The following is a 25872-nucleotide window of genomic DNA, read 5'->3' as shown; positions in this document are numbered from 1 at the left end:
GGAGACCGATGCTCCGGGGGCTGGAGAACCGCTGGCGCGTTACATGTTGAACGCGTCGCTGATCGAACAGGCCGCCGGGCCGAGAATGACGATGAATAGCACCGGCAGGATGAACAGGATCAGCGGAATGGTCATGATCGCAGGAAGGCGTGCGGCCTTCTCTTCCGCCCGCATCATGCGCTCGTTGCGGAACTCGGCCGACAGCACGCGCAGCGCGCTGGCGAGCGGGGTCCCGTAGCGTTCGGTCTGGACCATCGTGGTCACGACGCCCTTCACCGCCTCGAGGTTGACGCGGTAAGCGAGGTTGTCGAACGCCATCTTGCGTTCGGTAAGGAAGGACAGTTCGATCGCGGTCAGCGCGAACTCATCACCCAGTTCGGGATAGGCCCGACCCAGTTCCTTGGCGACACGGTTGAAGGCAGCGTCGACGGTGAGGCCTGCTTCGGCGCAGATCACCAGGAGGTCGAGCGCGTCGGGCAGGCCCTTGCGGATGGCGTCGGTTCGCTTGGTGGCGATGTTCTTGAGATACATCTCCGGACCCATGTAGCCGGCGCCGAGCGCCGCCACGAGAGCCGCATAGCGCTTCATGCTGCCCCATTCCGGGAAGAAGTCGAGCCAGTAGACGACCACGAAGACGACAAGGCCGAACACGACCGGCAGCACCATGCGCGCGCCGATCACGTAGACGGCCAGTTCCCTGTTGCGGATACCCGCCCAGGCCAGTTTCTGCTGGATGGTTTCGATCTGGCTTTGCTGGAGAACCCTCATGTTCTTCAGCGTGTCCTTGACCTTCTCGGTCTGGTCGGTCTTGCGAACGAGGCTCTGGCGCTTCTTGCCGCTCGACTTGACGATACCCGCCTTGAGCTCGTCGCGCCGCTCGTTGAGCGCCTTGACGCGCTTGGCCATCGGATCCTTGACGGTCAGCGCCGCGTAGATCGCGAACATGACGGCCAGTGCGGCGATCCCGGCAAGGATCGTGCCGACGAGGATGACGTCGAAGCCGAGCAGGGTCGGGCCGGTTGGATTGTCGATCATGTCCGTTCCCTCCCTAGATTTCGAAGCTGACCATCTTGGCCATGATGAAGGCGCCGATGCTCATCCAGACCATCCCGCCGAGGCCAGCCACGATCAGCCGGTCTTCCGAGAAGAAGCCTCCGACATAGACCGGGTTGATCCACCAGATCATGATGAACACGATGAAGGGAAGCGATCCGACGATGTAGGCCGATGCCTTCGATTCCGAGCTCATGGCCTTGATCTTGAGCTTCATCTGGCCGCGCTTGCGGAGCACCTCGGCCAGGTTTGACAAGGTCTCGGCGAGGTTGCCGCCCGTCTCCCGCTGGATCGCCAGCGTGATGCAGAAGAAGTTGAATTCGGGAATGCCCAGCTTGTCGCCCGTCTGCTGCAACGCTTCTTCCATGGTCTTGCCGATCTTGATCCGCTCGACGATGGCCTTGAATTCCAGGCCCACGGGACCCGGGATTTCCTGCGCCACGACCTGCAGTGTCTCGGTCACGGGCAGGCCCGAACGCAAACCACGGACCAGCAGTTCGATGGCGTCCGGGAACTTGGCGTTGAAGGCATTGGTGCGCTTGTTCATGAAGAAATTGACGGCGAGGTGCGGCAGGCCGGCGCCGATCACGAGGCCGACGACGAGCGACATCAGCGCCGCGCCGCTGCGCAGGTAGATGATGACGGCCACTGCGAGGCCGATGCCGATCGAACCGTAGAAATACTGGCTCGTAGTCCAGCCCTTGCCGGTCCGTTCGAGGCGCACTTCCAGTGCTTCCAGCCGCGACCCTGACCCTGCGACCTTGTGGGCACGCGGCTTGCGCGCGGCGATGGCCTTCTTGAGTTGGGATTCGACCTTGGTGTCGGTGCTCTCGGAGTGGCGATAGCGCACGGCGTTGAGCCGGCGCTGGCTTTCCTTGGCCGCAGACGGCCCCGAAAGCGCGGTATAACCGATGACCATGACAGCCATCAGTCCTGCCCCGAACAGCAAGAGCTGGAAAATGCTCATGCGCTATCTGCCTTTCCCATATCTGGTGCCGGTGCGGGCAGGACGAATCCTTCCCGCCGGCATAATCCCTAGTCGGCCGCGACGCTCTGCTTCGCCGGCTCTTTCTTCTTCAGCAGCGACTTGAAGTCGAAGTTCCCGAGCAGCGAACCCTTCTTGGCAGGGGCCTTGCCATCGGAAATTTCCTCGTCCGACACGCCGATGATGCGTTCGGCCAGCTGGCGGATGACCTGGCTGGACTTGGCACTGCGGTTGGCGTCGACAAAGACCTGCCCCAGCTTTGCCGCATTGGCGGCCGATTTGGCGTCGAGCGGGATGAGGAAGTCGATGCTGCGTTCGATCGACGCTTCGAAGTCGGCCTTGCTGATCTCGACGACGCCGGTCTGCACCTTGTTGGCCACGATGATCGGCTGGGCGTGTGCCGCATTGCTCTTCAGCCACGACAGCAGGCGGATCGTGTCGCGCGCCGAGGCGAGCGTCATTTCCGTGGCCAGCACGACGACGTTCACATCGGCGAGCAGGTGGGGGAAGTTGATCAGCATGTTTCGCGGCAGGTCGATCACGGTCATCTCGAACGCCTGGCGGAATTCCTCCTCCAGCTGCACGAAGGCCGAACCGTCGGTCATCAGCGGCGAATTGATCGGGGCCTCGGCCGACAGGATCGAAAGATTGTCGTTGGCACGGATCATGGCGCGTTCGATGAACAGGCCGTCGATGCGGCTCGGGTTGTCGATCGCGTCGGTCAGGCCGCGGCCCGGTTCGAGATCGAGCGCCAGGGCGCCGGTGCCGAAGTGCACGTCGAGATCGAGCAGCGCGGTCGGCATCTTGTGATCGTCGCTGAACAGCCAGGCGAGCGAAGTCGACAGCATCGATGCTCCCACGCCGCCCCGCGTGCCGACAACGGCCGTGGAGATGTGACGCTTGACCGCATCGGGATCGCTGTTCTTGGGCGCCGCGAACACGGCCTGCGCCTGGTTGAGCGCATCGCGCAACTGGCCGGCCGAAAGCGGCTTCAGCAGGTAGTCGTGAATGCCGCTGGCGAGCAGGTCGCGGTAGAGGCGCACGTCGTTGACCTGGCCGATGGCGACCACGACCGTGCCGGGTTCGCAAACCTCGGCGAGGGCGTTGATGTCGTTCAGCGGATCGCCGCTTTCCGACAGGTCGACCATCAGGATGTTCGGACTGGCCGAGACGGACAGGGACTGGACTGCATTGCGCAGGCCGCCCTTGTTGCACTTCTCGGGCTGCCAGCCCATCTCGATGACCACCGGGCGCAGGATATCGAGCGCGGTGTCGTCGCAGATGTAGGCGGCGAAGGGATCACGGTTGCCGGCCATGCCGGAGCTCCAGGGCGCGTTCATTTACTGACCTCCTCCGCCAACGCCACCGCCGGGCAGGCTGCCCGATGCACCGGTGGGTGCTTTTTCACGATATGCTTCGACAGCCCGCGACGACCGGCGGACGAACGTCTCGCCGGAGCCTTCGTCGCCGTTCACGAGATCTTCCGGATCGGCGACCATCGAGGCCAGGTTCGAATTGATGGCGCAGCCGTAGCCCGGATGCGTCGCATTGGTGTAGTTCATGTCGCTCTTGACCGACCAGTCGGGGCAGCCCGGAACGGAGGCGGTCGAGCGGGTGATGACCACGCGGGCAAAGCCCGGCTGGACGTACCCTGCCGTGACGGGAGCCCCTTCGCTGACCAGGATGCCGTGGCGCCCGGCGAGTGCCGCAATGCTCTCGCGCGTGGCGACGCTCATCATCGGGTCTTCGATCGCGACGCGGTCACCGTAGCGCAGGTCCATGGATTCGAACCAGCCCGCCAGGCGCTGCTGTTCCGGGATCGAAAGCCCACCTTGGCCCGACTGTACGTCGAACTTAAAGTTGGTGCGTTCCACCACCGGCTGCTTGGTGCTGTAAAGCGAGGTGTTCTGCGGCATCCCGCCACAGGCTGCCAGCGCCATGCCGGCAGCAAGGGTGAGAAGCCCGGCGAAATTGCGTTTCGTATTGGTCATCGTTCTCGCTCCCTCGTTACAGGCTGAAGCCCGGGGCCGCGGCATCCGCGCGGTCCTCGGCCGGTTTCTTCTTCTTCGACTTGCGACCTTCCTCGGCGGTGGCGCCGGGGAGGACAGCAAGCGGCTCGACCGGCGAAACCGAAGGCACCGGGGCAGGGGCCTGCCCGTCGCGTGTCGTCGGCTTGTAGGCGTCCGGATTGCCGGTATCGCCGTTCTGCATGAAGCCGATGGTGCGCTCGAACTCGTTCGGGCTCATGTAACCGTCGGTCGGCAGCGCGATGTCGTTGCCGTTGACCGGCTTCACCAGGTACGGGGTGACCACGATCACCAGCTCGGTCTCGCCGCGACGGAACGAGCTCGAACGGAACAGGTTGCCGAGGATCGGCACGTCGCCGAGGCCCGGGGCCTTGTCGATCGAGTTCTGCGCCCGGTTGCTCATCAGGCCGGCGATCATGAAGCTCTGACCCGAACCCAGCTCGACCGTGGTTTCGGCCCGGCGAGTGGTGATGGCCGGGACCGTCTGGCTGGCGCTGAAGTCCAGCTCCGACACTTCCGAACGGATGCGCATCGAGATGCGGCCGTTTTCCAGCACGATCGGGGCATAGGCGAGGCTGATGCCGTAGGGCTTGAACTGGATCGCCGTGGTGCCGAGACCCGCCGATTGCTCGTAGGGATATTCGCCGCCCGCGAGGAATTCGGCGGTTTCACCCGACAGGGCGGTGAGGTTCGGCTGCGACAGCGTGGTCAGCAGGCCGGTATTCTCCGCCAGGTCGATGGCTGCACCGATATCGAGGCCCAGGAACTTGCCGAAGCCGGCGATGGTTGCCGCCGAGCTACCGAGCGTCGTGACGACCGTCGCTCCGTCGGGACCCGACGTCACGCCGACGCCGACCGGTCCGCCCGGGGTGTAGGTCGGAATGGCCGAGCGCGAAGCGCTGCCGACACCGCCCTTGAAGCCGCTGGTGCTGTCGACGGTCAGCAGGTTGGCCCCGATGACACGTGCGAAGTTGCGGTTCACCTCGGCGAAACGGACCTGCAGGTTCACCTGCAGCGGAGTCGCCATCTTGATGCGGCTGATGACGTTCACGCCGTCGCCAAGGAAAGCGCCGACGAGGCGTTCGGCCTCGGCCACGTCTTCGGGCGACTGCACAGTGCCGGTCAGCAGGACAGTGTTGGTGCCCATGGTCGCGGTCGCGATCTTCGCTTCCGGCATCGCCAGCGCCAGCATCTGGTCGAGGCTGTCGATGTTGGAGCCGACCCGCACATTGGCGGCCCAGATGATGTCGCCCGAGGCGTTGCTGGCGTAGATCGTCGTCTCGCCGCCCGACTTGCCGAACAGGTAGAGCTGGCGCTGCGACTTGACCTGGACGTCGGCCACCGCGTCATTGGCGATGAAGACATCGCTCATGGCGCCGGGGATGGTCACCAGCTCGCCGCGACCGATCGACAGGACGACTTCCTGCGAAGGACGGACGATGGACTGGGCGTTGGCGATGCTCGCAGGGCCCGCTGCGACCGGCATGGCAGCCAGGCTCAGCATCAGCGCTTTTGCAATCAGGCGACGTTTCATGGTCTTGCCCCTCGAATTTTCCGCGTTGCGGCGAGTGATCTCTAGATTGGTCATTGCCTTACCTTTGCTCGCCGGTGAGAACCCGACCGGTCGCGCCGATCGGTTCCTCGGAAGTGGACTTGCCGCGGCTCACGCGAACGGTGGGGACCGGACGGATCACCGTCTGGGTGCCCGCTTCCGCGCCGCCCGACTTCTTGATGGTTTCGACGAAGGCTGCGGCAGCGGCCTGGGTCTTGTCGGTGGCCGGCTTGCGCAGCACCGAGCTCTGGAAGCGCGACACGTCGCCGCCGGTCGAATAGGACGTCGGGCCGTCGTTGGGCGCGTTGAGGGCGGCCTGCAGAAGGCGCTCTTCCTCTTCCGGGCTGGCACCGTCGGGGATCTTCACCGCACCCGAAGCAATGGCGCGCTCCAGTTCGGCCTGGTTGTCCGCGATCGAGCGCAGCGAGAGGCTGAGGGTGCCGAGCGTCTGGGCGACGGCGACCTTTTCGGCGATCTTCGGCGTCACTTCGAGAGTGACGGTGCTGAAGCCGCGCACGATGGTCTTGCCGTCTTCGCCGGTGAGCTGTTCGGTCTGCTGGTCGGTGGCGAGCACGCGCAGGTTGCGCAGGATCGTCTCGGTCGCCTTCAGACCTTCGCCTTCGCCCTTGACGGCCTGGGTCAGCATGAGGTCGACACGGTCGCCCGGGAAAACGAAGCCCGCGACGGCGGTGTTGGCAGACACGGGAACCGTGATGGCGCGCATGCCCGGCCCGAGAGCGGCGGCGAGGAAGCCGCGATCGCCCGGCTTGACGAGCGAGCCCTGGGTGACCGGTTCGCCCGCCGTGACGGGATTGCGCACGACTGTGCCGAGGAGCTTGCCGATGTCGGATTCGCCTTCAATGAAGTAGGCGTCCTTGACCAGTTCCTTGGGCCATTTCTGGAAGCCGAGCGCGTCGGCGGTGATGATCGTGCCGACCGGCAGACTACGCTGCGCGACGAGCACCATCGGTCCCTGCACCTCGGCCGCTGCGGCCTCGGCCTGCGGTGCGGATGCGCCTGCAAACATGCTTCGTGCGGCAAGGGCGGTGCCCACCGCGATGATCAGCGCCGCAAGCAGCAGAACCAGCTTCTTCCTGTCCATGGCTAACAAGCCCCCTTCAAACAGGCCCGCAGGAAACGCGGGCAGGTATGGTTGCCGTGACTACGGCCCAAATGGTTAAAATCAGGTTCACCCCGCAGCGGCCGCCAGGCCGAGGGCTGGGGCTCCGGTTGCGAGGTATTCGGTCGAGAGTATCCAGAGGCCTGCCGCGCTGATCGCGACGCCATAGGGAATGGCCAGGCGGTCCTTCTGCCTGCGGGCGATGTGCCACATGCCGAAGGCGAGCGTCAGCACGCCGCCGACCAGCGCCATGATCACCACCAGCTTCAGGAATGCCGACGGCGCAATCCAGAGCGCCAGGGCGCTGAGCAGCTTGACGTCGCCGCCACCCATCCAGCGCATGGCGAAGAGTCCGGCGCAGATCGTGAAGGTCGCCAGGGCGACTCCGAACTGCCAGGCTACATCCGGCCACAGCGAGAGCCCGCTGGTCCACCAGAACAGCGGCGCGGCGAGCGCGATGGCTGCATTGAGCCAGTTGTCGATCTGGCGCCGCCGCAGGTCGGTAAATGCCGCGAACACCAGCGCGATTGCCAATGCACCGAGCAATACGTAGTGGAGTGTGTCCAGCATGATAGCCCCTGTGGGTCCCCCTTGAGGCTCAGGTGCTACAGAACATCACTTACCAAAAAGTAACCAAGGCCGGAGGTTCGCCATTAGCCAAGCCCGCACATCCGCCGCTAACCCTGCAACCGAGGGGTTCGACCGGCGTGCCATCCCGCCAGCCGCGCACGAGAGCAGCTTCGTGCTGCCGGACGGGCACCCTGTCCGCCGCATCGACTGGCCCGGTGCGCCGGGCAAGGCGCGCGGATCGATCCTGTTCATGCCCGGGCGCGGCGACAACTATGAGAAGTATCTCGAGACGCTCGACCAGTGGCACCGGAGCGGGTGGCGTGTAACGGCAGCCGACTGGCGCGGACAGGGCGGGTCCGGACGGCTGGGCAAGGATGCCGTGACCGGCCATATCGATGACTTCGGCCACTGGATCGACGATCTCGCGGCCCTGTGGCGTGCTTGGGAGAATGAGACGCCGGGCCCGCATGTAATCGTCGGCCATTCGATGGGGGGGCATCTCGCGCTGCGCGCAGTGGCGGAGAAGCGGGTCGATCCCGATGCGCTGGTGCTGTCGGCCCCGATGCTCGGTTTTGTCGGGCAAGTCCTGCCCATGCCTCTGATGCATCGCGTCGCCAAGCTGATGGCGGGACTTGGCGACCGTCGCCGCCCTGCCTGGAAGTGGAGCGAGAAGCCGGGCGAGACACCTGCCCATCGCGAACAATTGCTGACCCACGATCCGGACCGGTATCGCGACGAGCAATGGTGGCGTGACCATCGGCCGGAGATCGTCATGGGCCCTGGCAGCTGGGGCTGGGTGGAGCGTGCCTATGCCTCGATGCGCGGGCTGTTCGACCGCGGGAAGCTCGAGGCAGTCGACACGCCGGTGCTCCTGATCGCAACTTCGGCCGACAAGCTGGTCGCATATCCGCCAATCGTCGAAGCGTCGCAGCGGCTGCCACGAGCCGAGCTGCTGGCTTTCGGGAAAGAAGCGCATCACGAGATCCTGCGCGAAGTCGATCCGGTCAGGGACCGCGCGATGGAGGCGATCTCCGCTTTCCTCGACCGCGCGGCCCCATCAAGGGGTTGATCAGGGGCAACAATGGCAGAACTCGATATCGCCATAGTCGGGGCGGGAATTGCCGGCGCCAGCCTTGCTGCCGAATGCGCGGGGGCGGCTCGCGTCCTGCTTCTGGAAGCCGAGCATGCCCCTGGCTATCACACGACCGGGCGCTCGGCCGCCTTCTGGGAAGAATGTTACGGCGGCCCAGACATCGTGCCGCTGACGCTTGCCTCGGGTCCCTACCTACGCGAGCACGGCTTCTTAAACCCGCGCGGTGCGCTTTACATTGGCCGCGAGCGGGACAGAGGGCTGCTTGACGCCTTCATGGACAAGTTCGGCTCCACCGGGGCCACTATAGAGCGTATCGGCAGGGCCGATATGCTGGACAAAGTCCCGGGCTTGCGCGGGGAATGGTGCGACGCGGTGTGGGAGCCGCTGTGCAGTGACATCGACGTCGCCGGCCTGCACCAGCACTACCTGGCAAGGGCGCAGCGGGCAGGGGCGAGGCTCGAATGCCGCGCGCAGATTGTCTCTGCCGTTCGCACGGGCAATCGTTGGGAACTCGCGAGCGCGGACGGGCGACGCTGGACTGCAGGAACGCTGGTCAATGCCGCGGGTGCGTGGGCTGACGAACTGGCGCAGGTCGCAGGCGCGCGGCCGCTCGGCATCCAGCCCCTGCGCCGGACCATCTGCCAGCTTGTCACCGATCCGCCGCCCCCGGCTGGTCAGCCGCTCGTGCTCGACATTGCCGGCAGTTTCTACTTCAAGCCGGAAACCGGCCGCGTGTGGCTCAGCCCCCATGACGAGGAGCCGAGCCCGCCGTGCGACGCCGCGGCCGAAGAGCTGGCGGTTGCGCAGGCCATCGACCGGTTCGAGAAAGTCGTCGACTGGCGCGTGTTGAAGGTGGAACGCAAATGGGCTGGCCTGCGCAGCTTCGCTCCCGACCGCCTGCCGGTCTATGGCTATGACATGCGCCGCGAAGGGTTGTTCTGGTTCGCAGGGCAGGGCGGCTACGGCATCCAGACCGCGCCTGCCGCAGCCAAGCTTGCGGCCTGCCTGCTGCTCGACCTGCCATGCGATGATTTTACACCCGCACTCGATCCGGCCATGTATAGTCCGGCACGCTTCGGCTAAGGGAGCCGATGCACCGAGTGGGAGGAAGGCGAATGCCGCATCGTTTCGAAATCCGGAAGAACAAGAAAGGCGAATTTGCCGCCTATTTCTGCTACAATGCCGAAGCCATCTTCTGGACCGAAGGCTACAACAGCAAGGCCAGCGCCAAGAAGGCGATCGACTCGATCCTCAAGAACGGGCCCGGTGCCGAAGTGGTGGACAAGTCCGCCGACTGATCCGGCCGGAAATTCCTAGCCGGCTGGCTGGCGCGCGCCGGCCCATCGTTCCGCCGCATCGCTGGCCAGCCGGTCGACACGCTCGTTCTCGGCGTGGCCGTTATGGCCCTTCACCCAGTGCCAGGCGACCTTGTGCCGTTGTTCGGCGGCAATCAGCTCGTGCCACAGGTCCTCGTTGCGGACGGGCTTCTTGCTGGCGTTGATCCAGCCCCGCTTCTTCCAGCCATGGACCCACTTGGTGATGCCGTCGATGACATAGCGGCTGTCGGTATAGAGCTCGACCTCGCAGGGCTCGATCAGGGCGTTGAGACCGGCGATGACGGCCTGCATTTCCATCCGGTTGTTGGTCGTTTCGGCCTCGCCGCCAGACAGTTCCTTTTCGTGACGCCCCTTGCGCAGGATGACGCCCCATCCGCCGGGGCCTGGGTTGCCCTTGCAGGCGCCATCGGTGAAGATTTCTACCTTTTTCATCACTTGCCGGTGTAGTCCGCCTGCACGCCTATGCGAAGACCCTATGGCCCTGTTCGGCATAGAAGTCCCACCGCCGGACGAAATCCATCGGGTCCTTGCGGGTAACCTGGGCATCGGCCGGGGTATCGATCCAGTCCTCGGCCCGGCTGGTGACGAAGCGCAGGCAGGCCGCTTGTGCGAGCCAGGGCAGCGCGTCCCGCTCGTCAGGCTGCAAAGGGCGGAGCGATTGATACCCCTCCATCAGGGCAGAGCCGATGTCGGGCCGAAACGTGCCGCCGCCGCGCTCGAAACTCCAGGCGGCGTGGGTCACTGCCAGGTCGTAGGCCATGGCGTCTGTGCAGGCGAAATAAAAGTCTATCATGCCGGTCACACGCTCGCCGAGCATCAGCACGTTGTCGGGGAAAAGGTCGCTATGGATCACCGACTGCGGCAGGTCTGCGGGCCAATGATCCCGCAGTGCCTCCCCCCGTGCAACATAGGCAGGCATAGACGGATCGATCCCGGCAAGCGCCCCAGCGCCGCATTCCCGCAACTTGCCGATGTTTGTCGCAAGATCGAGCGCATTCCCGCGGCTCTTGCCGAAATCCAGTGCAGCCAGGTGCATCTGGGCCAATGCGGACCCCACGGCACGGGCCTGGCTCGGGGTCGGATGGTCAATCGAAACGCCGGGCAGGAATTCGATAAGCGCGACAGTCTTGGAATCGATGTTGCGAAAAGACGCGCCGCTATGGTCATGGATCGTCCGTGGGACAGGCGCGCCCGCCTCGGACAGGTGATCGAGCAGGTCGAGGAAAAACGGCAGGTCGGTCAGATCGATCCGCCGCTCGTACATGGTCAGGATGAAGCGCGCGCCGTTTCCGTCCTTGCCGGTCGTTTCCACCAGCCAGTTGGAATTCGATACGCCCTCGGCAATGCCCTTGGCCGAGAGCAGCGCCCCGACATCGTATTCGGCAATCAGAGCGGCCAGCGCTTCGGCGGAAAGATGGGTGTAAACCGCCATTCGCGCCAGGTCAGTCCATCAGCTGACGGGGCAGCTTGAACACCATGTTTTCTTCTGCCGCGGCGATGGTGGTTTCCTCGACCGTGCGCCATTCGCCAAGCCGTTCGACCACTTCCCGGACAAGCTTTTCGGGCGCGGACGCGCCTGCGGTGAGCCCCAGCGTGCCGACCCCTTCGAGCCATTCGCGCTCGATTTCGTCGGCTCGCTGGATAAGGCGGGCGCTGGTGCCGAGGCGCTCGGCGACTTCGACGAGGCGAAGCGAATTCGACGAGTTCGGCGCGCCGATTACAAGGACGAGGTCGGCGCTCGGGGCGATCTGTTTGACGGCGGCCTGGCGGTTGGACGTGGCGTAGCAGATGTCCTCCGCTTTCGGCCCCCGCACCTGCGGGAAGCGACGCTCGAGCGCGGCGACGATTTCGGCGGTGTCGTCGACGGACAGGGTCGTCTGCGTGAGATAGGCCAGCCGGTCCTCGGGACCGAAATCGAGCGCCGCGACGTCTTCGACCGTCTCGACCAGCGTCATCTGCCCCTCGTCCACCTGGCCCATGGTGCCGATCACTTCCGGATGGCCGGCATGGCCGACGAAAATGATGTGCCGTCCTTTCTCGATCTGGCGCTCGGCCTGTCGGTGTACCTTGCTGACCAGCGGGCACGTGGCATCGACATACAGCAGCTCGCGCCGTTGCGCCTCGGCGGGAACGGATTTGGGCACGCCGTGGGCGCTGAACACGACCGGCACCCCTTCCGGCACCTCGTCCAGTTCCTCGACGAAAACGGCTCCCTTGGCTTTCAGCGAATCGACGACGTAGCGATTATGGACGATCTCGTGCCGGACATAGACCGGCGCGCCGTACTTCTCGATCGCCCGCTCGACGATCTCGATGGCGCGGTCCACACCTGCGCAAAAACCGCGCGGGGCGGCGATCAGCAGCCGCAGGGCCGGCTTGAGGGTGGTTTCGGCGGTGGACGGAAATGGCGCGTTCATGGAGCGCCCTCTAGCGCTTTCGCATGCCGCCCGCTAGGGCACGCGTGACCGACTGATCGAAGGATTCCGCATGACCCTGCCTTTTCGTTTCGCCGTTCCTCTCGCTGCGCTGGCCGCGCTGGCCGGTTGTGCGAGCGAAGGCGACCTTGTGCTGGGTGAAGGCGTTGGCGTCACTGCCATTCGTTCGGCGTGCCCGGCAGTGGGGGTCCCGGATTTCACCGGCGACATTACCACCTTCAGTTCGCCGACCTCGCGCACCGTCGCCGATATCGATGTCACGGCAGCGATCACCAATGTGCGTTCGACCTGCGACGAGACGGGCGAGCGGGTTTACAGCAACGTCACTTTCGACGTGCTAGCGAGCCGGACCGATGCTCGCGGGGCCCGCACTGTGCAGCTGCCCTATTTCTCAACCGTCCTTCGCGGCGGCGCGGCTGTCGTCAGCAAACGGGTCGGGACCGTGACCGTCCAGTTCGCCGATGGACAGACACGCGCCCAGGCTCGCGCCCAGGCAGGCGCCTTCATCGACCGGGCCGAAGCGACGCTGCCCGCCGACGTGCGTGAGCGCATCACCCGCAAACGCCAGCCGGGCGATGTGGATGCGGCGCTCGATCCGCTGGCCGATCCGCAGGTGAGGGCCGCGCTCCAGCGCGCCACCTTCGAGCTCCTGGTGGGCTTCCAGCTCAGCGAAGCGCAGCTGGCCTACAACGCCACGCGCTGATCCTTTCCTGCATATCGCTTTGCGGTCGCGGGCAATTCCCGCTAACCGCGCGCGCATGCCTGATCCGACAACGATTCACGCCGCCTTCGCCGCGAAGGTCGATGCTGTCCTCTCCGTGCTCGAGAGCGCGGGCGACCTGCCTGCCGCGATCGACCGCCGCAATGTAACGGTCGAACCGCCGCGCGATCCGTCTCACGGCGATCTTTCCACCAATGCGGCAATGGTGCTGGCGAAGCCTGCGGGCACCAACCCCCGGCAACTGGCCGAGAAGATCGCCGCACTTCTGCTGCGCGACCCTCATGTCACCAGCGCAGAGATCGCCGGACCGGGTTTTATCAACCTGCGTCTTGCTGACGAGGCCTGGCTGGATGAATTGCAGGCCATCGCGGCGCTCGGCCCAGACTATGGCCGGTCGGGATTGGGCGATGGGCGCCGGGTCAACGTCGAATATGTCTCTGCCAACCCCACCGGCCCGATGCATATGGGGCACTGCCGCGGAGCCGTGGTCGGGGATGCACTCGCCAGCCTGCTCGAGTTTGCCGGGCACAGGGTCATCCGCGAATACTATGTCAACGATGCGGGCGGACAGGTCGACACGCTCGCGCGCTCGGCCCACCTGCGGTACCGCGAGGCGCTGGGCGAGGATATCGGCGAAATCCCCGAGGGGTTCTATCCCGGCGATTACCTGATTCCGGTCGGTCAGGCCGCTGCCGAGGAATTCGGCGAGCGTTATCGCGGGGCGCCTGAAGGCAAATGGCTGGAAATCTTCAAGGCCTTTGCCGTCGAGCGGATGATGGACATGATCCGCTCCGACCTCGCGCTGCTGGGCATCCACCACGACCTGTTCTCCTCCGAAGCGGCGCTGCAGGCGGCAGGCAAGCCCGAGGCTGCCGAAGCCTGGCTGCGGCAGCACGATCTCGTCTATGATGGTGTGCTCGAGCAACCCAAGGGCAAGACCGTGGAAGACTGGGAACCGGTCGAACTGCCGCTGTTCCGCTCGACACGGTTCGGCGACGACCAGGATCGCCCGATCAAGAAGAGCGACGGGCGCTGGACCTACTTCGGGGCCGATCTCGCCTACCACCTGCAGAAGGCGGAAACTGCCGACGAGATGATCGACATCTGGGGCGCGGACCATGCCGGCACGGTCAAGCGCATCAAGGCTGCCGTCGCAGCCTTGTCGGAGGGGCAGGGCAAGCCGATCCCGTTCGACGTCAAACTTGTGCAAATGGTGCAACTGATGCGCGCGGGCGAGCCGGTGAAGATGTCGAAGCGGTCGGGCAACTTCATCACCATCGCCGACATGGTCGATGAAGTGGGCAAGAACGTGGTCCGCTTCACCATGCTGACCCGCAAGCCCGAAGCGCAGATGGACTTCGACTTTGCCAAGGTGGTGGAGGCGTCGAAGGACAATCCGGTGTTCTACGTCCAGTATGCCCACGCACGGATCCACTCCACGCTGCGGCGGGCCGCGGGCGAGGGGATCACCCCGTCCGAGGGCGCGATTGCCCGCATGGGCGAGGCCGAACTAAGCCTCGTCAAGCAGGCGGCGCAGTTCCCCCGCATCGTCGAAGCGGCGGCGGTCGCGCGCGAGCCGCACCGCATCGCCTTCTACCTTTACGACCTCGCGAGTGCTTTCCATTCGTTCTACAACCTGGGGAACGACGATACCTCGAAACGCGTCATCCTGGCACAGGATGCGGAGCTTTCGGCCGCAAGGCTTTTCCTTATCGCTGCAATCGGGCAAGTTATCCGGAACGGGTTAACCTTGCTCGGGGTCGAGGCAGTGGAGGAGATGTGAGATGATTGTTCTGGGGGGAGACCGGGACGGTCCGTTCGAGGACAGGACAGACGCCGACGGCGAAGCTTGGGAAGGCGAGGAAGCGCAGGAGCTCGATCTCGACGAGGACGAGCCGCTACCCTGGCTGGAATCCTCCGACTACGAGGAAGACGAGGGCGTGGACACGGCCCGACTGATCGGCTTCGTGTCGCTTGCGCTCGTGATCCTTGCACTGCTGGTCGGCGGGTTCTGGTACCTCACCAATCGCGGGACCGACGCAGAGCTGGTCGCCGACGGCAGCACGATCGCAGCCCCTGAAGGGGACATCAAGGAACGACCGGCCGATCCCGGCGGCAAGAAATTCGAGGGGACCGGCGATGTCGCCCCTGCCGTCGGAGAAGGCCAGACCAGGGAGGGCCGCCTTGCCGACAGCGGCGCCGCGCCGCGACCGAGCGTCGAGGCACCCAAGCCCGGAGCGGGTTCCGCCGTCCCGGCCGCATCCGGCCAGGCTGCCGCGACTTCGGCTCCGGCCGGTTCGTCCTTCGTGCAGGTCGGCGCCCTGTCCAGCAAGGCCGGGGCCGATGCCCGCTGGCGCGAACTGGCAGGCAGGACCGATGCGCTTTCCGGTGTGAAGTACCGGGTCGAGGAAGCACGGATCGACAATGGCACCGTTTACCGCCTGCAAGCCATCGCGGGCGACAGGGCTTCCGCCAATCGCCTCTGCAGCGCCCTGAAGGCCGACGGGATCGAATGCATCGTCAAGTAACCCTGGCGGGCTGCTAGCTTTCCACACCAGGACGCCCGCCGGGCCTTGCGGCCAGCGGGCTTTCTTGCGACCTTCATCGCCCTATGACGCCCGCAATCTTCGGCATGTCCGGTCACACCCTGACGGCGGACGAACGCGCCTTCTTCCGCGAGGCCGATCCGGCCGGATACATCCTGTTCGGGCGCAATATCGACAACCGCGAACAACTGCGGGCGCTGACCGACGAACTGCGGGCCATTCAGGGCCGCGACGACCTCTTCGTCTGCATCGATCAGGAAGGCGGCCGCGTAACCCGGCTCAAGCCTCCCGTCTGGGCCGGCTTCCCGTCGGGCGAGGTGTTCGACCGCCTGTACCGGATCGCGCCGGCCAGTGCGATCGAGGCGGCCCGGGTCAACGCCCATGCGCTGGCCCTGGAACTTGCCGAGGTCGGGATCACCGTCGATTGCCATCCGCCCCTCGACGTAAGGCAGCCGGGCGCACACGATGTCATCGGCGATCGCGCGCTGGGCAGCGAGCCGATGCAGGTCGCCGCGCTAGGGCGCGCCATACTCGATGGGCTCGCTCGTGGAGGCGTCCTCGGCTGCATCAAGCACATGCCCGGGCACGGTCGCACGACCTGCGATACGCACAAGAGCCTGCCGACCGTCCATGCGAGCGATGACGAACTGGAAATCGACCTCGCCCCCTTCCGGGCGCTCAGGGACACGCCGGTCGGGATGACCGGGCACCTGCTCTTCCCGGCGTGGGATCCGGAGAATCCTTCCACCCTTTCCAGCACCGTGATCTCGCAGGTCATTCGCGGCAAGATCGGCTTCGACGGGCTGCTGCTGACCGACGATATCGACATGGAAGCGCTTTCGGGCACCATTCCCGAACGGGCGGAACGATCGATCGCTGCGGGTTGCGACGTAGTGCTCAACTGCTGGGCGAAGATGGACGATATGCAAGGCATCGCCGAGCGCTGCGGCCCGATGCGCGACGAGGGCCTGGCAAGGCTCGAGCGTGCGCTCGCCTCGCGCAAGGCCGGGGAAGTGGCGGACATGGCAGAGCTCCTGGCCAAGCGCGACGCACTGCTGGGCATCGAAGGAGCGGCGGTGTGACGGAGGACACCCTGATCGTCGCCACCGGGCAACTCGCGTTCGACGACGAGCCATGGGACGGCATTGCCGCGCCCGGAAGCAAGGACGAAAGTGCGCTTTACCTCGCGATCGACGGGTGGGAAGGGCCGCTCGATCTCCTACTCGACCTGGCACGGCGGCAAAAGGTCGATTTGCGCCAGATTTCCATTCTTGCGCTGGTCGACCAGTATCTCGACTATATCGAGCGCGCCGAGGCCCTGAAACTCGAGGTTGCGGCCGATTACCTCGTCATGGCGGCATGGCTCGCCTATCTCAAATCCTCGCTCCTGCTGCCCAGGGAAGAGCAGGAGGATCCGAGCCCGGAAGAGCTCGCGCTGCGCTTGCAGTTGCGGCTGCAACGGCTGGGCGCAATGCGGGAAGCCGCTGCACGATTGATGGCCCGGGACCGGATCGGGCGCGACGTTTTCCTGCGCGCTGCGCCGGAAGGGCTGCGGATCGACCGCAAGACCATGTGGCAATGCGACTGGTTCGATCTGGTGCAGGCCTATGGCGCGGTCAAGGCGCGCACCGCGCCGGTCGTCCACATGATCGCCGAACGCCCGGTGATGACGCTGGATAGCGCGCTCGACCGTGTGTCAGCCATGCTGGGGGTCACGCTGGACTGGATGACGCTCGAGGAATTCCTGCCGCCCTTTGCCGACCCGCAATTGCGCCGCAGCGCCCGCGCATCGAGCTTTGTCGCCGCGCTTGAGCTGGCCCGGCTCGGCAAGGCCGAATTGCAGCAGCATGAGGCCTTTGGAGAGTTGCGCCTGCGCCGGGTCGTGGCATGAGCAGGCCAGAGCCCCTGGAGCGCGCGGTCGAGGCAACGCTCTTCGCTTCCGAGGAACCGCTGAGCATCGACGCGCTCTCGGCCCATCTTGGCGATGCCGCTTCCGGAGACGTTCGCGCGGCCTTGCAGGCGCTGGCGGCGCGTTACGGCGGTGGGGGTGTGGAACTGGTCGAGCGGTCCGGGCGATGGCACTTCCAGACCGCCCCGGACCTCGCCCACCTGCTGCGCCGGGAGAAGGAGCAGGTTCGCCGCCTGACGAGGGCTGCGACCGAAGTGCTGGCGATTGTCGCCTATCACGAGCCGGTCAGCCGCGCGGAAATCGAATCGATCCGCGGGGTGCAGACGGCCAAGGGTACCCTCGACGTGCTGATGGAAGCCGGCTGGGTGAGGGTGGCAGGCCGGCGCGAAGTGCCCGGTCGCCCGGTCATCTACGCCACAACCCCCGATTTCCTCCGCCACTTCGGCTTGCAGAGCCGGCGCGACCTGCCCGGCATCGACGAGCTGAAAGCTGCCGGCCTGCTCGATCCCGTCGACGACGCCTACGAAGCCATGGTTTCCGGCGAAGACGATGCGGATGGGCCTGAAGCCGAACCGGAGGCCGATATGGAGGCCGATGCGGCCGAACGCGACGATCCCTCGTTCGCCTAGGACGCGGCAATTGCGGCTTCGGGGTGGCGCAAGGGGCGCATTGCGCCTATCTTGCATCCTCGTAGCGAAAGAACCGAATTCCGGAGTGCAGAATGGGTAGCTTCTCTCTTGTCCACTGGCTGGTCGTATTGCTGATCGTGCTGGTCCTGTTCGGGCGAAATCGCATTTCCGAGATCATGGGCGATTTCGGCAAGGGCATCAGCAGCTTCAAGAAGGGCATGAACGAGGCGGACAAGCCCGCCGACGCGCCCAAGATCGAGGCCCCGGCCGCCGAAACCCCCGCCGAAACCGGCACGGGCGATCGCGCCAAGTCCTGATCCCTAGCAAGGGCCGCGAAAGGCCGTAACGCGCACATGTTCGATATCGGCGCAACCGAACTCCTGCTGATCGTTGTGGTGGCCGTGGTGGTGATCGGCCCCAAGGACCTGCCGCTGGCGCTGCGGACCGCAGGTCGGTGGATCGGCAAGGTCCGGCGGGTCTCGGGCCATTTCCGTTCGGGTATCGAGACGATGATCCGGGAAGCCGAGATGGAAGAAATGGACCGCAAGTGGCGCGAACGGAACGAGGCTATCATGGCCCAGCATCCGGCGTCCGATTTCCATCCGGAAGACGAGGCAAGGCCTGCCGCTACGCCCGGCGAAGGGCTTTCGGCGGCGGAGGCCAAGGCTGCGTTTTCGGCGGACGCTCCGCCGGTAAAAACAGTGCCAGGCGATACGGCGCCCGCGCCCGGGCCTGGGAGGCCGAAAGAGTGATGCAGCGATCATGGCCTTCCAGATAAGGGACATCGACGATACCCAGGCGCCGCTGCTCGATCACCTGATCGAGCTGCGCAGGCGGCTGGTGCGCAGTGTCGCGGCACTTGGCGTCGCCTTTGTCGCCAGCTTCTATTTCGCGGACCGCATTTTCGGTTTTCTCGTTCGTCCGCTGACCGACGCCTTCCCCCAGGGCGAGGGGCGGCTGATCTACACGAAACTTTACGAAGCCTTTTTCGTCGAGGTGAAGGTGGCGCTGTTCGCGGCCTTCTTCGTCAGCTTCCCGATCATCGCCAACCAGCTCTGGGCCTTTGTTGCGCCCGGACTCTATGCGCGCGAGAAGAAGGCGTTCCTTCCGTTCCTGGTTGCAACGCCGATCCTGTTCACGCTCGGTGCGGCGCTGGCCTATTACGTCGTGATGCCGACCGCCTTTGCGTGGTTTCTCGGCTTCGAGGGCACGACGGGCGGGCTCAAGCTGGAAGCCTTGCCGGGGACGGGCGATTATCTCGACCTCGTGATGCAATTCATCCTGGCGTTCGGGATCAGCTTTTTGCTGCCGGTGCTATTGCTGCTGCTGAACCAGGCCGGCCTGGTGAAGCGGGCGCAGCTGGTGACCGCGCGGCGTTATGTCATCGTGGCGATGTTCGTTATAGCGGCTGTGGTGACGCCGCCCGACGTCATCTCGCAGCTCATGCTGGCCATCCCGCTGATCCTGCTGTTCGAGGCGTCGCTGCTGGTCATGCGCTTGACCGAGCGGTCGGGCGAAGATGCCGGAGATACCGATGCCGCTTCCCCTGCAGAGGCTTCCCAGGAATAGACCCGGTCGAACGCCGGGCGACTTGCCTTGGCCGAGGTAGGCGCGCAGCCATCATGGCCTGCGATACCTTCCCTGCGACAATCGGCGCAGGCAATAAAAAAGCGGGGCCGAAGCCCCGCTTTCAAATTCGATTGTGCGCTGAAATCAGCGGCTGATCGGGTTGTCGTCACCGCCGGCAGCGATGATGATGCCGCCGATGATGAGCGCTGCGGCAGCGATGCCGAGCAGCATGCCGCCACCGCCGTTGGCGTTTTCGCCTTCGACCGGAGCCGAGATGCGAGCAACGCTAGCTTCGGCAACAGCCGGGGCAGCGATAAGGGAAGCGGCAGCAGCAGCAGCCAATACACCACGGAACTTCATTTTGAGCCCTCCTTCAGGACATTTTTTTGTTTCGGATACCCGGCCGTAATAGGAAACCGGCTCTCGAAGCGCAACCCCAAAATTCGACGAAATCACAAAGCCTTGCAGGTCTTGCCTGCCTCGTGTTGCGTTGCAGCAACAGAATCGGCTCCAATTCGCAATCGGGTGGCTCAGCGACTGATCGGTTCGTCGTCTTCGCTCGCGACGAGTACGATGGCTGCGACGATGGCTGCGGCGCCCAGAATGTAGAAAACATCGCTATTGCCTTCGAGCTCGCTGGCCGCGGTCACGGGAGCGGCAGAGCGCACGGATTCGGCCGCAAGCGGTGCGGCGGCCAATCCGACGGCGGCTGCTGCCGCAGCAAGGTGGCGAAGCTTCATTGGTTTTCTCCAGCTCAAACAATTGTATTCGCCCGCCCCTCTGGAGGCAGAGAGTAAAGACCGGGTTAACGGCACCGGCATGGCCCGACCATAATCGGGCTATTTCGCGACATATACCCTTTCGCCACCAACCCAGGTTTCCAGCACCTTGGTCGCGCGCAGGTCGCCGGCACTCGCCAGCATCGGGTCGCGATCGACGATGACGAAATCGGCCCTTTCCCCGACGACTAGCTTTCCGAACCGTCCATCGGCGAAGCCCGCATAGGCGGCATCTGCGGTGAAGGCAGCCAGCGCCTCTTCGCGTGAGACACGCTCTTCCGGTCGCCAGCCGCCGAACGGTTCGCCGCGCGCATCCTCGCGGGTGAAGGCCGTAGCCCAGCCCGCGAAGGGATCGGGCGATTCCACCGGCGCGTCGGAGCCGAATGCCAGCCTGGTGCCGGCGGCGGTCAGGCTGCGCCAGGCATAGGCGCCGCCCAGACGGTCGGGGCCGAGGCGGGCCTCGGCCATGACCCGGTCCGAGGTCTGGTGGACGGGCTGCATCGAGGCGATGATGCCGGATTTGCCGAATTCGGCCAGCTCGGCGGGATCGACGATCTGGGCGTGTTCGATTCGCCAGCGCCGGTCGCCCTGGTAGGTTTCCGCAAGTTCGCCGATTGCGGCAAGCAACTCGCTGTTCGCGGCATCGCCGATCGCGTGGATGGCCAGCTGGAAGTTGTCCATCGCAGCGCGGCTCATCAGGTTGCGCAACTGGTCGGGTTTGAGCAGAGGCAGGCCCGAGTTACCGGGGTCGTCGTGGTAGGGCCGCTTGAGCCAGGCCCCGCGCGAGCCGAGAGCACCGTCGAGGTAAAGTTTCACGCCGCCCATCCGCAAGCGGTCGTCGTAAAGCCAGGGCGTCGGCCCGGAGCCGGCAATCAGTTCCATCGCCTCGACGCCCGCCGCGTAGGACATGATGCGCAGACGCAGGCTTCCCGCGTCGCCGGCCCGGCGGAAGGCCTGCCAGTCGTCGATGGTCGTTCCCATGTCGGCCGCCGCGGTGATACCCATAGCCAGCAGGATATCCTGTGCCTTCTGCAGGGCGAGGTCGCGCTCGCGCGGGCGGGGTTCCGGCACGACCTTGTAGATGAGGGTGCTGGCAGCATCGACGAATACGCCCGCCGGGGCTTTCGTGCCGGGGGTCCGCTCGATCCTCCCGCCTGCCGGGTCGGCGGTCTGGGCGGTGACCGCGGCAAGCTGGATCGCCCGCGAATTGACCCAGGTGGCGTGGCCGTCGACCCGTTCCATGACCACCGGCCGGTCGGCCACGGCCGCATCGAGTTCGGCTGCGGTCGGGAAACGCCCGAGGCCCCAGAGCTCCTGGTTCCAGCCGCGGCCGATGATCCATTGCCGGCCCGGATTGGCTTCGGAAAAGGCGCGGATCGCCTGCTGGGCTTCTTCCAGCGAGCGGGTCTGCGACAGGTCCAGGGTCAGCGCGCCGAAGCCGATGCCCATGACATGGAGATGCGCATCGATCAGGCCAGGGATGACGACCTGGCCCTTGCCGTCGTAGCCTCCGCTCGCCTGCGGCAGCTTTGCGCCCCGGTCGAGTACCTGCAATATCCGACCGTCATCCCCGATGAGGAGCGCGGCGAAGCGGTCGACCTTGCCTTCCTCGTCTATGCGGATGCCGTCGACGTTGAAAACGAGGGTGTCGGCAAGCGCCGGTGCGGATATGGCCAGCGCCGCGACGGCAGCGAAGATCTTGGTCAGTTTCATCATGTCTCTTTCGCTTGTGGCAGGCGCCGGATCAAGGCGCTGGTATCCTGCCGTGCACCGCCCAGCGCCTGGACGTCGGCATAGAACTGGTCGACAAGGGCAGTGACCGGTGCCGAAAGGCCGAGCTTGCGGGCCTCGTCGAGTGCGTAGCCCAGATCCTTGCGCATCCAGTCGATGGCGAAGCCGAAATCGAATTCGCCGCGTGCCATGGTCGACCAGCGATTGTCCATCTGCCAGCTCTGCGCCGCTCCGCCGGATATCGCCTCGTAGACGCGCTCCAGTTCGAGCCCGGAGGCCTGCGCGAGGCGGACAGCCTCGGCGAGGCCGGCCAGCGTCCCGGCAATGCACATCTGGTTGGCCATCTTCGTGGTCTGCCCGGCCCCCGCCGCACCGACATGGACGATGCGGGCCGCAAAAGCTTCCATGACGGGCCTTGCCCGCTCCACCGCAGCGGCATCCCCGCCGCACATGATGGCGAGCTTGCCGTTTTCCGCGCCAGCCTGTCCGCCCGAAACCGGCGCATCCACGGCCGCAATGCCGCGACCGGCGGCTTCGGTCGCGATCCGCCGGGCCAGCCCGGCCGACACCGTGGTGTGATCGACGAGCAGCGCCCCTTCCGACATGGCGGGCAAGATCCCGTCAGGCCCCATGAGGACTTGGTGCAGGTCATCGTCATTGCCGACGCAGGTCAGGACAATGTCCTTGCCCTCTGCGGCCGCAGCGGGGGTTGCGGCGGTGGCAACCGACAGGCCCTCGGCGGCGAGCTTCGCCTGCCAGGCTGCAGCCCGGGCTTCCGTGCGGTTGTATCCCGTGACCTCGTAGCCGGCGCGCGCCAGATGCCCGGCCATCGGCCCGCCCATGACGCCGAGGCCGACAAAGGCGACTGTCCTGATCTCATGCATGACCGACGCGGGTAATGGTAATGTTGGGGCGTGCCAACATTCTTTCGAATTGCACGCGTTCCGCGCCACCCCTACGCCCCAAGCCATCATGAGCAGGACCGATCCCACAGGAACCGGCAGCGACAGCTTGCCTCTGACCCTCGCCAACGTCGAGGCGGCTGCCGGCCGGATTGCCGGAGCCGTGGTCAGGACGCCGACCATGCATTCGATCACGCTGTCGAAGATCTGCGGGGCCGAGATATGGCTCAAGTTCGAGAACCTGCAGTTCACCGCCGCATACAAGGAACGCGGTGCGCTCAATGCCTTGCTCCAGCTGACCGAAGAACAGCGGCAACGGGGAGTTATCGCGGCAAGCGCCGGCAACCATTCCCAGGGCCTTAGCTATCACGGCACCAGGCTGGGCGTGCCGGTGCACATCGTGATGCCGCGAACCACGCCGACCGTGAAGGTGATGCAGACCGAGGCGGTGGGCGGAAAGGTGGTGCTCCACGGCGAAACGTTCGACGAGGCCAATGCGCATGCGCGCCGCCTGGAGGAGGAACTGGGCCTGACCTTCGTCCATCCTTTCGACGACCCGGCCGTCGCTGCAGGGCAGGGCACGGTTGCGCTCGAATTGTTCGAGGATGCGCCGCAGCTCGATTGCATCGTCGTGCCGATCGGCGGGGGAGGATTGATCTCCGGCATGGCCACCGTTGCCAAGTCGCTGGGGCGGCCAATCGAAGTGGTCGGGGTGGAGGCGCGGCTCTACCCCTCCTCCTACAACGCCTACAAGGGGGCGGACTTGCCCTACGGCGGCGACACACTGGCCGAAGGGATCGCCGTGAAGGAGCCGGGCAAGTTCACCCAGGCCGTCATCGAACAGGCGGTCGACGACATCCTGCTGGTCGACGAACCGCATCTCGAAGAGGCTGTGAGCCTGCTCCTGCAGATCGAGAAGACGGTCGTCGAAGGGGCAGGCGCAGCCGGCCTCGCGGCTATCCTCGCGCATCGCGAACGCTTTTGCGGCAAATCCATCGGGCTCGTCTTGTGCGGGGGCAACATCGACACGAGGCTGCTCGCCAATGTGCTGCTGCGTGACCTCGCGCGGTCGGGACGGCTGGCCCGGTTGCGCATCACCCTGCAGGACCGGCCGGGAGCGCTTTTCAAGGTGATGCGCGAGTTCGACGCCCACAACGTCAACATAATCGAGATCTATCACCAGCGCATTTTCACCCACTTGCCGGCCAAGGGTCTCATTACCGACATCGAATGCGAGGCGCGAGATGCCGCCCAGCTCGAAGGGCTGGTCGCCGGCCTGCGCGAAAAAGGGTATTCGGTGACCCCGGTTGAACTGGCCAAATAGCCTTGGCGCCCAAGCGGATAGGCGGGCGCTAACTTTTCGGAAATTGTGCAAAGTAATCAACGGTTAACCCTGTTTTATGGTTAAGGGGGTTTTACCGTTCGCTCCTCTGGGGCATACAGCCCTTGTCGCATGGCAACGAATCCACCGCCCGACAGGAGCTTTGCAATTCCGTGACGGCCCCCGTTCGCTTTCCCCGGTTTTTCGTAACGAGCCCGGCGCCGTGCCCCTACCTGCCGGGAAAGACCGAACGAAAGGTCTTCACCGAATTGAAGGGGCCCCATGCCGACCAGCTGAACGAAGCACTCGGGAGGATCGGTTTCCGCCGTAGCCAGACAGTGGCCTATCGCCCGAGCTGCGTCGATTGCCAGGCTTGCGTATCCGTGCGCGTGGTCGCGCGGGAGTTCAGAGCGTCATCGTCGCAGAAGCGAGCCATCCGCCGCAACGGCGACCTCATCCGTATCGAATGCCGCCCGTGGGCGACCAGCGAACAATTCGACCTGCTGCGCACGTATCTCGCCTCGCGCCACCCCGAAGGCGGCATGTCGGCGATGGAGGAAATGGACTTCGCCGACATGGTCGAGCACACGTCCGTGTCGACGATGGTCATCGAATATCGCGAACCGACCGCCAGCGGCGAGCCCGGCCGGCTGGTCGGTGCCTGCCTGACCGACCGGCAGGGTGACGGGCTGTCGATGATCTACAGCTTCTACGATCCCGCCGCTTTCGGCCGGACCGGCCTCGGCAACTATATCATCCTCGACCACATCCGCCTCGCCAACGAACTGGGCCTGCCGTTCGTGTATCTCGGCTACTGGGTGCAGGGTTCGGGCCGGATGAACTACAAGATCCGCTACCGGCCTATGGAAAAGCTGGGGCCCAACGGCTGGGTCAGAATCGGCGATGCCGAACATGAACGTCTGGTCCGCCAGGCTGTCGGGGTGCGGGAAGAGGGCGCCCCGTCCAAGATGGAACGCCCCCGCCATTTCAGCACCGCTGGCTGAGGCTCGGCGTCCGTCAGCTCGCAGCGCCTGTCGGCTGAGCCACCAAGGGGCCATCCGCCAGCAGCAAGGCCCCATTGTTGGCCTGGATGCTCGACCCGGTAAGCACCGCTTTCGTCCCGCCGTCGCTATGCGTTGCGATGATCTTCTCGCCATCGCGCGCAAATTCGATCGTGCCGGTGCCCATGGTGGCGACGGTTATCGGCCCGCCATTGTCGTCGATCGCCTTGCCGATCGCATCGAGATCGAGTTGGCCGGGCAGCAAGTATTCGCGCATCATTGCGGCCAGGATCGCCGGCTCGACCGCGTCCTGCCCGTCACCCGTTGCCGTCAGTTCCTCGAACGCGGAGTTGGGCGGGGCGATCACCGTGTAGCCGCCGGGCGAGGAGAAGATTCCCGCAAGGCCGGCCCGCTCCATCGCCGCGGCGAGACCGCTGACATCGGGCGAGTTTTTCAAGGCTTCGTCCAGGCCCGTATCGACTTTCGTCGCGCCGGCCACGGCCGTGGTATCTGTGTCGTCAGCGGCGTCGCAGGCCGATAGGCCGGCGAGCGCAAGCAAGGCTGCGAGGGTAGCGTGTTTTCGCATGTGTTT

General features: G+C 65.2%; 29 protein-coding genes. 14 read left to right on the top strand and 15 right to left on the bottom strand.

What is annotated here, in order from left to right:
- Positions 1–39: 39 nt before the first annotated feature.
- The 7 genes from WAB17_RS01990 to WAB17_RS01960 form a co-directional block, all read right to left on the bottom strand.
- Complete coding sequence (locus WAB17_RS01990; RefSeq protein WP_435418372.1) at positions 40–1035, bottom strand: type II secretion system F family protein; 996 nt, start codon at positions 1033–1035, stop codon at positions 40–42.
- Positions 1036–1048: 13 nt separating this feature from the next.
- Positions 1049–2020, bottom strand: coding sequence for a type II secretion system F family protein (locus WAB17_RS01985; RefSeq protein ID WP_435418371.1), 972 nt, complete (start codon positions 2018–2020; stop codon positions 1049–1051).
- 68 nt (positions 2021–2088) lie between these two features.
- Positions 2089–3378, bottom strand: a complete 1290-nt coding sequence (locus WAB17_RS01980) for a pilus assembly protein CpaE (RefSeq protein ID WP_435418370.1) — start codon at positions 3376–3378, stop codon at positions 2089–2091.
- Positions 3379–4029 (bottom strand): CpaD family pilus assembly protein, encoded by a 651-nt coding sequence (locus WAB17_RS01975; RefSeq protein ID WP_435418369.1) that lies wholly within the window; start codon positions 4027–4029, stop codon positions 3379–3381.
- Between the two features lie 16 nt (positions 4030–4045).
- Entirely contained in the window at positions 4046–5599 is a 1554-nt protein-coding gene (locus WAB17_RS01970) for a type II and III secretion system protein family protein (RefSeq protein ID WP_435418368.1), read from the bottom strand.
- Positions 5600–5657: 58 nt separating this feature from the next.
- Complete coding sequence (cpaB, locus tag WAB17_RS01965) at positions 5658–6719, bottom strand: Flp pilus assembly protein CpaB (RefSeq protein WP_435418367.1); 1062 nt, start codon at positions 6717–6719, stop codon at positions 5658–5660.
- Positions 6720–6806: 87 nt separating this feature from the next.
- Positions 6807–7307, bottom strand: a complete 501-nt coding sequence (locus tag WAB17_RS01960; protein WP_435418366.1) for an A24 family peptidase — start codon at positions 7305–7307, stop codon at positions 6807–6809.
- 82 nt (positions 7308–7389) lie between these two features.
- On the opposite strand from WAB17_RS01960, the gene WAB17_RS01955 reads away from it, so the two are divergent.
- Genes WAB17_RS01955 through WAB17_RS01945 form a run of 3 tightly spaced genes read left to right on the top strand, consistent with a single transcriptional unit; the run spans position 7390 to position 9698 of the window.
- Positions 7390–8376 carry an alpha/beta fold hydrolase gene (locus tag WAB17_RS01955; protein WP_435419412.1) on the top strand — a complete coding sequence of 329 codons (987 nt, stop codon included), beginning with the start codon at positions 7390–7392 and terminating at the stop codon, positions 8374–8376.
- Between the two features lie 12 nt (positions 8377–8388).
- Positions 8389–9483 (top strand): NAD(P)/FAD-dependent oxidoreductase, encoded by a 1095-nt coding sequence (locus WAB17_RS01950; protein ID WP_435418365.1) that lies wholly within the window; start codon positions 8389–8391, stop codon positions 9481–9483.
- A gap of 32 nt (positions 9484–9515) precedes the next feature.
- Positions 9516–9698, top strand: a complete 183-nt coding sequence (locus WAB17_RS01945; RefSeq protein WP_435418364.1) for a YegP family protein — start codon at positions 9516–9518, stop codon at positions 9696–9698.
- 15 nt (positions 9699–9713) lie between these two features.
- Here the strand turns inward: WAB17_RS01945 and rnhA are convergent, their stop codons facing one another.
- Genes rnhA through ispH form a run of 3 tightly spaced genes read right to left on the bottom strand, consistent with a single transcriptional unit; the run spans position 9714 to position 12154 of the window.
- Positions 9714–10169, bottom strand: a complete 456-nt coding sequence (gene rnhA, locus WAB17_RS01940; protein WP_435418363.1) for a ribonuclease HI — start codon at positions 10167–10169, stop codon at positions 9714–9716.
- A 28-nt stretch (positions 10170–10197) separates the two neighbouring features.
- Complete coding sequence (gene thrB, locus WAB17_RS01935; protein WP_435418362.1) at positions 10198–11169, bottom strand: homoserine kinase; 972 nt, start codon at positions 11167–11169, stop codon at positions 10198–10200.
- Between the two features lie 10 nt (positions 11170–11179).
- Positions 11180–12154, bottom strand: a complete 975-nt coding sequence (gene ispH / locus WAB17_RS01930) for a 4-hydroxy-3-methylbut-2-enyl diphosphate reductase (protein ID WP_435418361.1) — start codon at positions 12152–12154, stop codon at positions 11180–11182.
- A 70-nt stretch (positions 12155–12224) separates the two neighbouring features.
- On the opposite strand from ispH, the gene WAB17_RS01925 reads away from it, so the two are divergent.
- The 9 genes from WAB17_RS01925 (at position 12225) to tatC (ending at position 19546) form a co-directional block, all read left to right on the top strand.
- Positions 12225–12875 (top strand): hypothetical protein, encoded by a 651-nt coding sequence (locus WAB17_RS01925; protein WP_435418360.1) that lies wholly within the window; start codon positions 12225–12227, stop codon positions 12873–12875.
- A 55-nt stretch (positions 12876–12930) separates the two neighbouring features.
- A complete protein-coding gene (gene argS / locus WAB17_RS01920; protein ID WP_435418359.1) occupies positions 12931–14676 on the top strand; it encodes an arginine--tRNA ligase in 1746 nt (581 codons plus the stop codon).
- Position 14677: 1 nt separating this feature from the next.
- Entirely contained in the window at positions 14678–15421 is a 744-nt protein-coding gene (locus WAB17_RS01915) for an SPOR domain-containing protein (protein WP_435418358.1), read from the top strand.
- An 83-nt stretch (positions 15422–15504) separates the two neighbouring features.
- Positions 15505–16521 carry a beta-N-acetylhexosaminidase gene (nagZ, locus tag WAB17_RS01910; RefSeq protein ID WP_435418357.1) on the top strand — a complete coding sequence of 339 codons (1017 nt, stop codon included), beginning with the start codon at positions 15505–15507 and terminating at the stop codon, positions 16519–16521.
- A complete protein-coding gene (locus tag WAB17_RS01905; protein ID WP_435418356.1) occupies positions 16518–17330 on the top strand; it encodes a segregation and condensation protein A in 813 nt (270 codons plus the stop codon). The genes nagZ and WAB17_RS01905 overlap by 4 nt, the downstream gene beginning before the upstream one ends.
- Positions 17327–17977, top strand: a complete 651-nt coding sequence (gene scpB / locus WAB17_RS01900) for an SMC-Scp complex subunit ScpB (RefSeq protein ID WP_435418355.1) — start codon at positions 17327–17329, stop codon at positions 17975–17977. Before WAB17_RS01905 ends, scpB begins: the two co-directional genes overlap by 4 nt.
- A 92-nt stretch (positions 17978–18069) precedes the next feature.
- Positions 18070–18294, top strand: a complete 225-nt coding sequence (locus WAB17_RS01895; RefSeq protein ID WP_435418354.1) for a twin-arginine translocase TatA/TatE family subunit — start codon at positions 18070–18072, stop codon at positions 18292–18294.
- A 36-nt stretch (positions 18295–18330) separates the two neighbouring features.
- Positions 18331–18729: a Sec-independent protein translocase protein TatB gene (gene tatB, locus WAB17_RS01890; RefSeq protein WP_435418353.1), complete on the top strand. Its 399-nt coding sequence runs from the start codon at positions 18331–18333 to the stop codon at positions 18727–18729.
- Positions 18730–18739: 10 nt separating this feature from the next.
- On the top strand, positions 18740–19546 hold the full coding sequence (tatC, locus tag WAB17_RS01885) for a twin-arginine translocase subunit TatC (RefSeq protein ID WP_435418352.1): 807 nt from the start codon (positions 18740–18742) through the stop codon (positions 19544–19546).
- A gap of 144 nt (positions 19547–19690) precedes the next feature.
- Here tatC and WAB17_RS01880 read toward each other — a convergent pair whose 3' ends face one another.
- The 4 genes from WAB17_RS01880 to WAB17_RS01865 form a co-directional block, all read right to left on the bottom strand.
- Entirely contained in the window at positions 19691–19906 is a 216-nt protein-coding gene (locus WAB17_RS01880) for a hypothetical protein (protein ID WP_435418351.1), read from the bottom strand.
- A 170-nt stretch (positions 19907–20076) separates the two neighbouring features.
- The gene (locus WAB17_RS01875) at positions 20077–20286 is read right to left on the bottom strand and encodes a hypothetical protein (RefSeq protein ID WP_435418350.1); all 210 of its coding nucleotides are present in this window, start codon (positions 20284–20286) and stop codon (positions 20077–20079) included.
- Positions 20287–20385: 99 nt separating this feature from the next.
- Positions 20386–22038: an amidohydrolase gene (locus tag WAB17_RS01870; protein ID WP_435419411.1), complete on the bottom strand. Its 1653-nt coding sequence runs from the start codon at positions 22036–22038 to the stop codon at positions 20386–20388.
- Positions 22038–22940, bottom strand: coding sequence for an NAD(P)-dependent oxidoreductase (locus WAB17_RS01865; protein WP_435418349.1), 903 nt, complete (start codon positions 22938–22940; stop codon positions 22038–22040). The genes WAB17_RS01870 and WAB17_RS01865 overlap by 1 nt, the downstream gene beginning before the upstream one ends.
- 88 nt (positions 22941–23028) lie before the next feature.
- Here WAB17_RS01865 and WAB17_RS01860 point away from each other — a divergent pair, with 88 nt between their 5' ends.
- Both WAB17_RS01860 and WAB17_RS01855 read left to right on the top strand, forming a co-directional pair.
- Complete coding sequence (locus WAB17_RS01860) at positions 23029–24282, top strand: threonine ammonia-lyase (RefSeq protein ID WP_435418348.1); 1254 nt, start codon at positions 23029–23031, stop codon at positions 24280–24282.
- A 170-nt stretch (positions 24283–24452) separates the two neighbouring features.
- On the top strand, positions 24453–25283 hold the full coding sequence (locus WAB17_RS01855) for an arginyltransferase (protein ID WP_435418347.1): 831 nt from the start codon (positions 24453–24455) through the stop codon (positions 25281–25283).
- A 13-nt stretch (positions 25284–25296) separates the two neighbouring features.
- Here the strand turns inward: WAB17_RS01855 and WAB17_RS01850 are convergent, their stop codons facing one another.
- Positions 25297–25866: a fasciclin domain-containing protein gene (locus tag WAB17_RS01850; protein WP_435418346.1), complete on the bottom strand. Its 570-nt coding sequence runs from the start codon at positions 25864–25866 to the stop codon at positions 25297–25299.
- Positions 25867–25872 lie beyond the last annotated feature (6 nt).

This window comes from Parerythrobacter aurantius (assembly GCF_045291475.1).
Lineage (GTDB): Bacteria > Pseudomonadota > Alphaproteobacteria > Sphingomonadales > Sphingomonadaceae > Parerythrobacter > Parerythrobacter aurantius.
The sequence above is the reverse complement of the archived record's forward strand: the minus strand, read 5'-3'. Positions and strand labels throughout refer to the sequence as shown.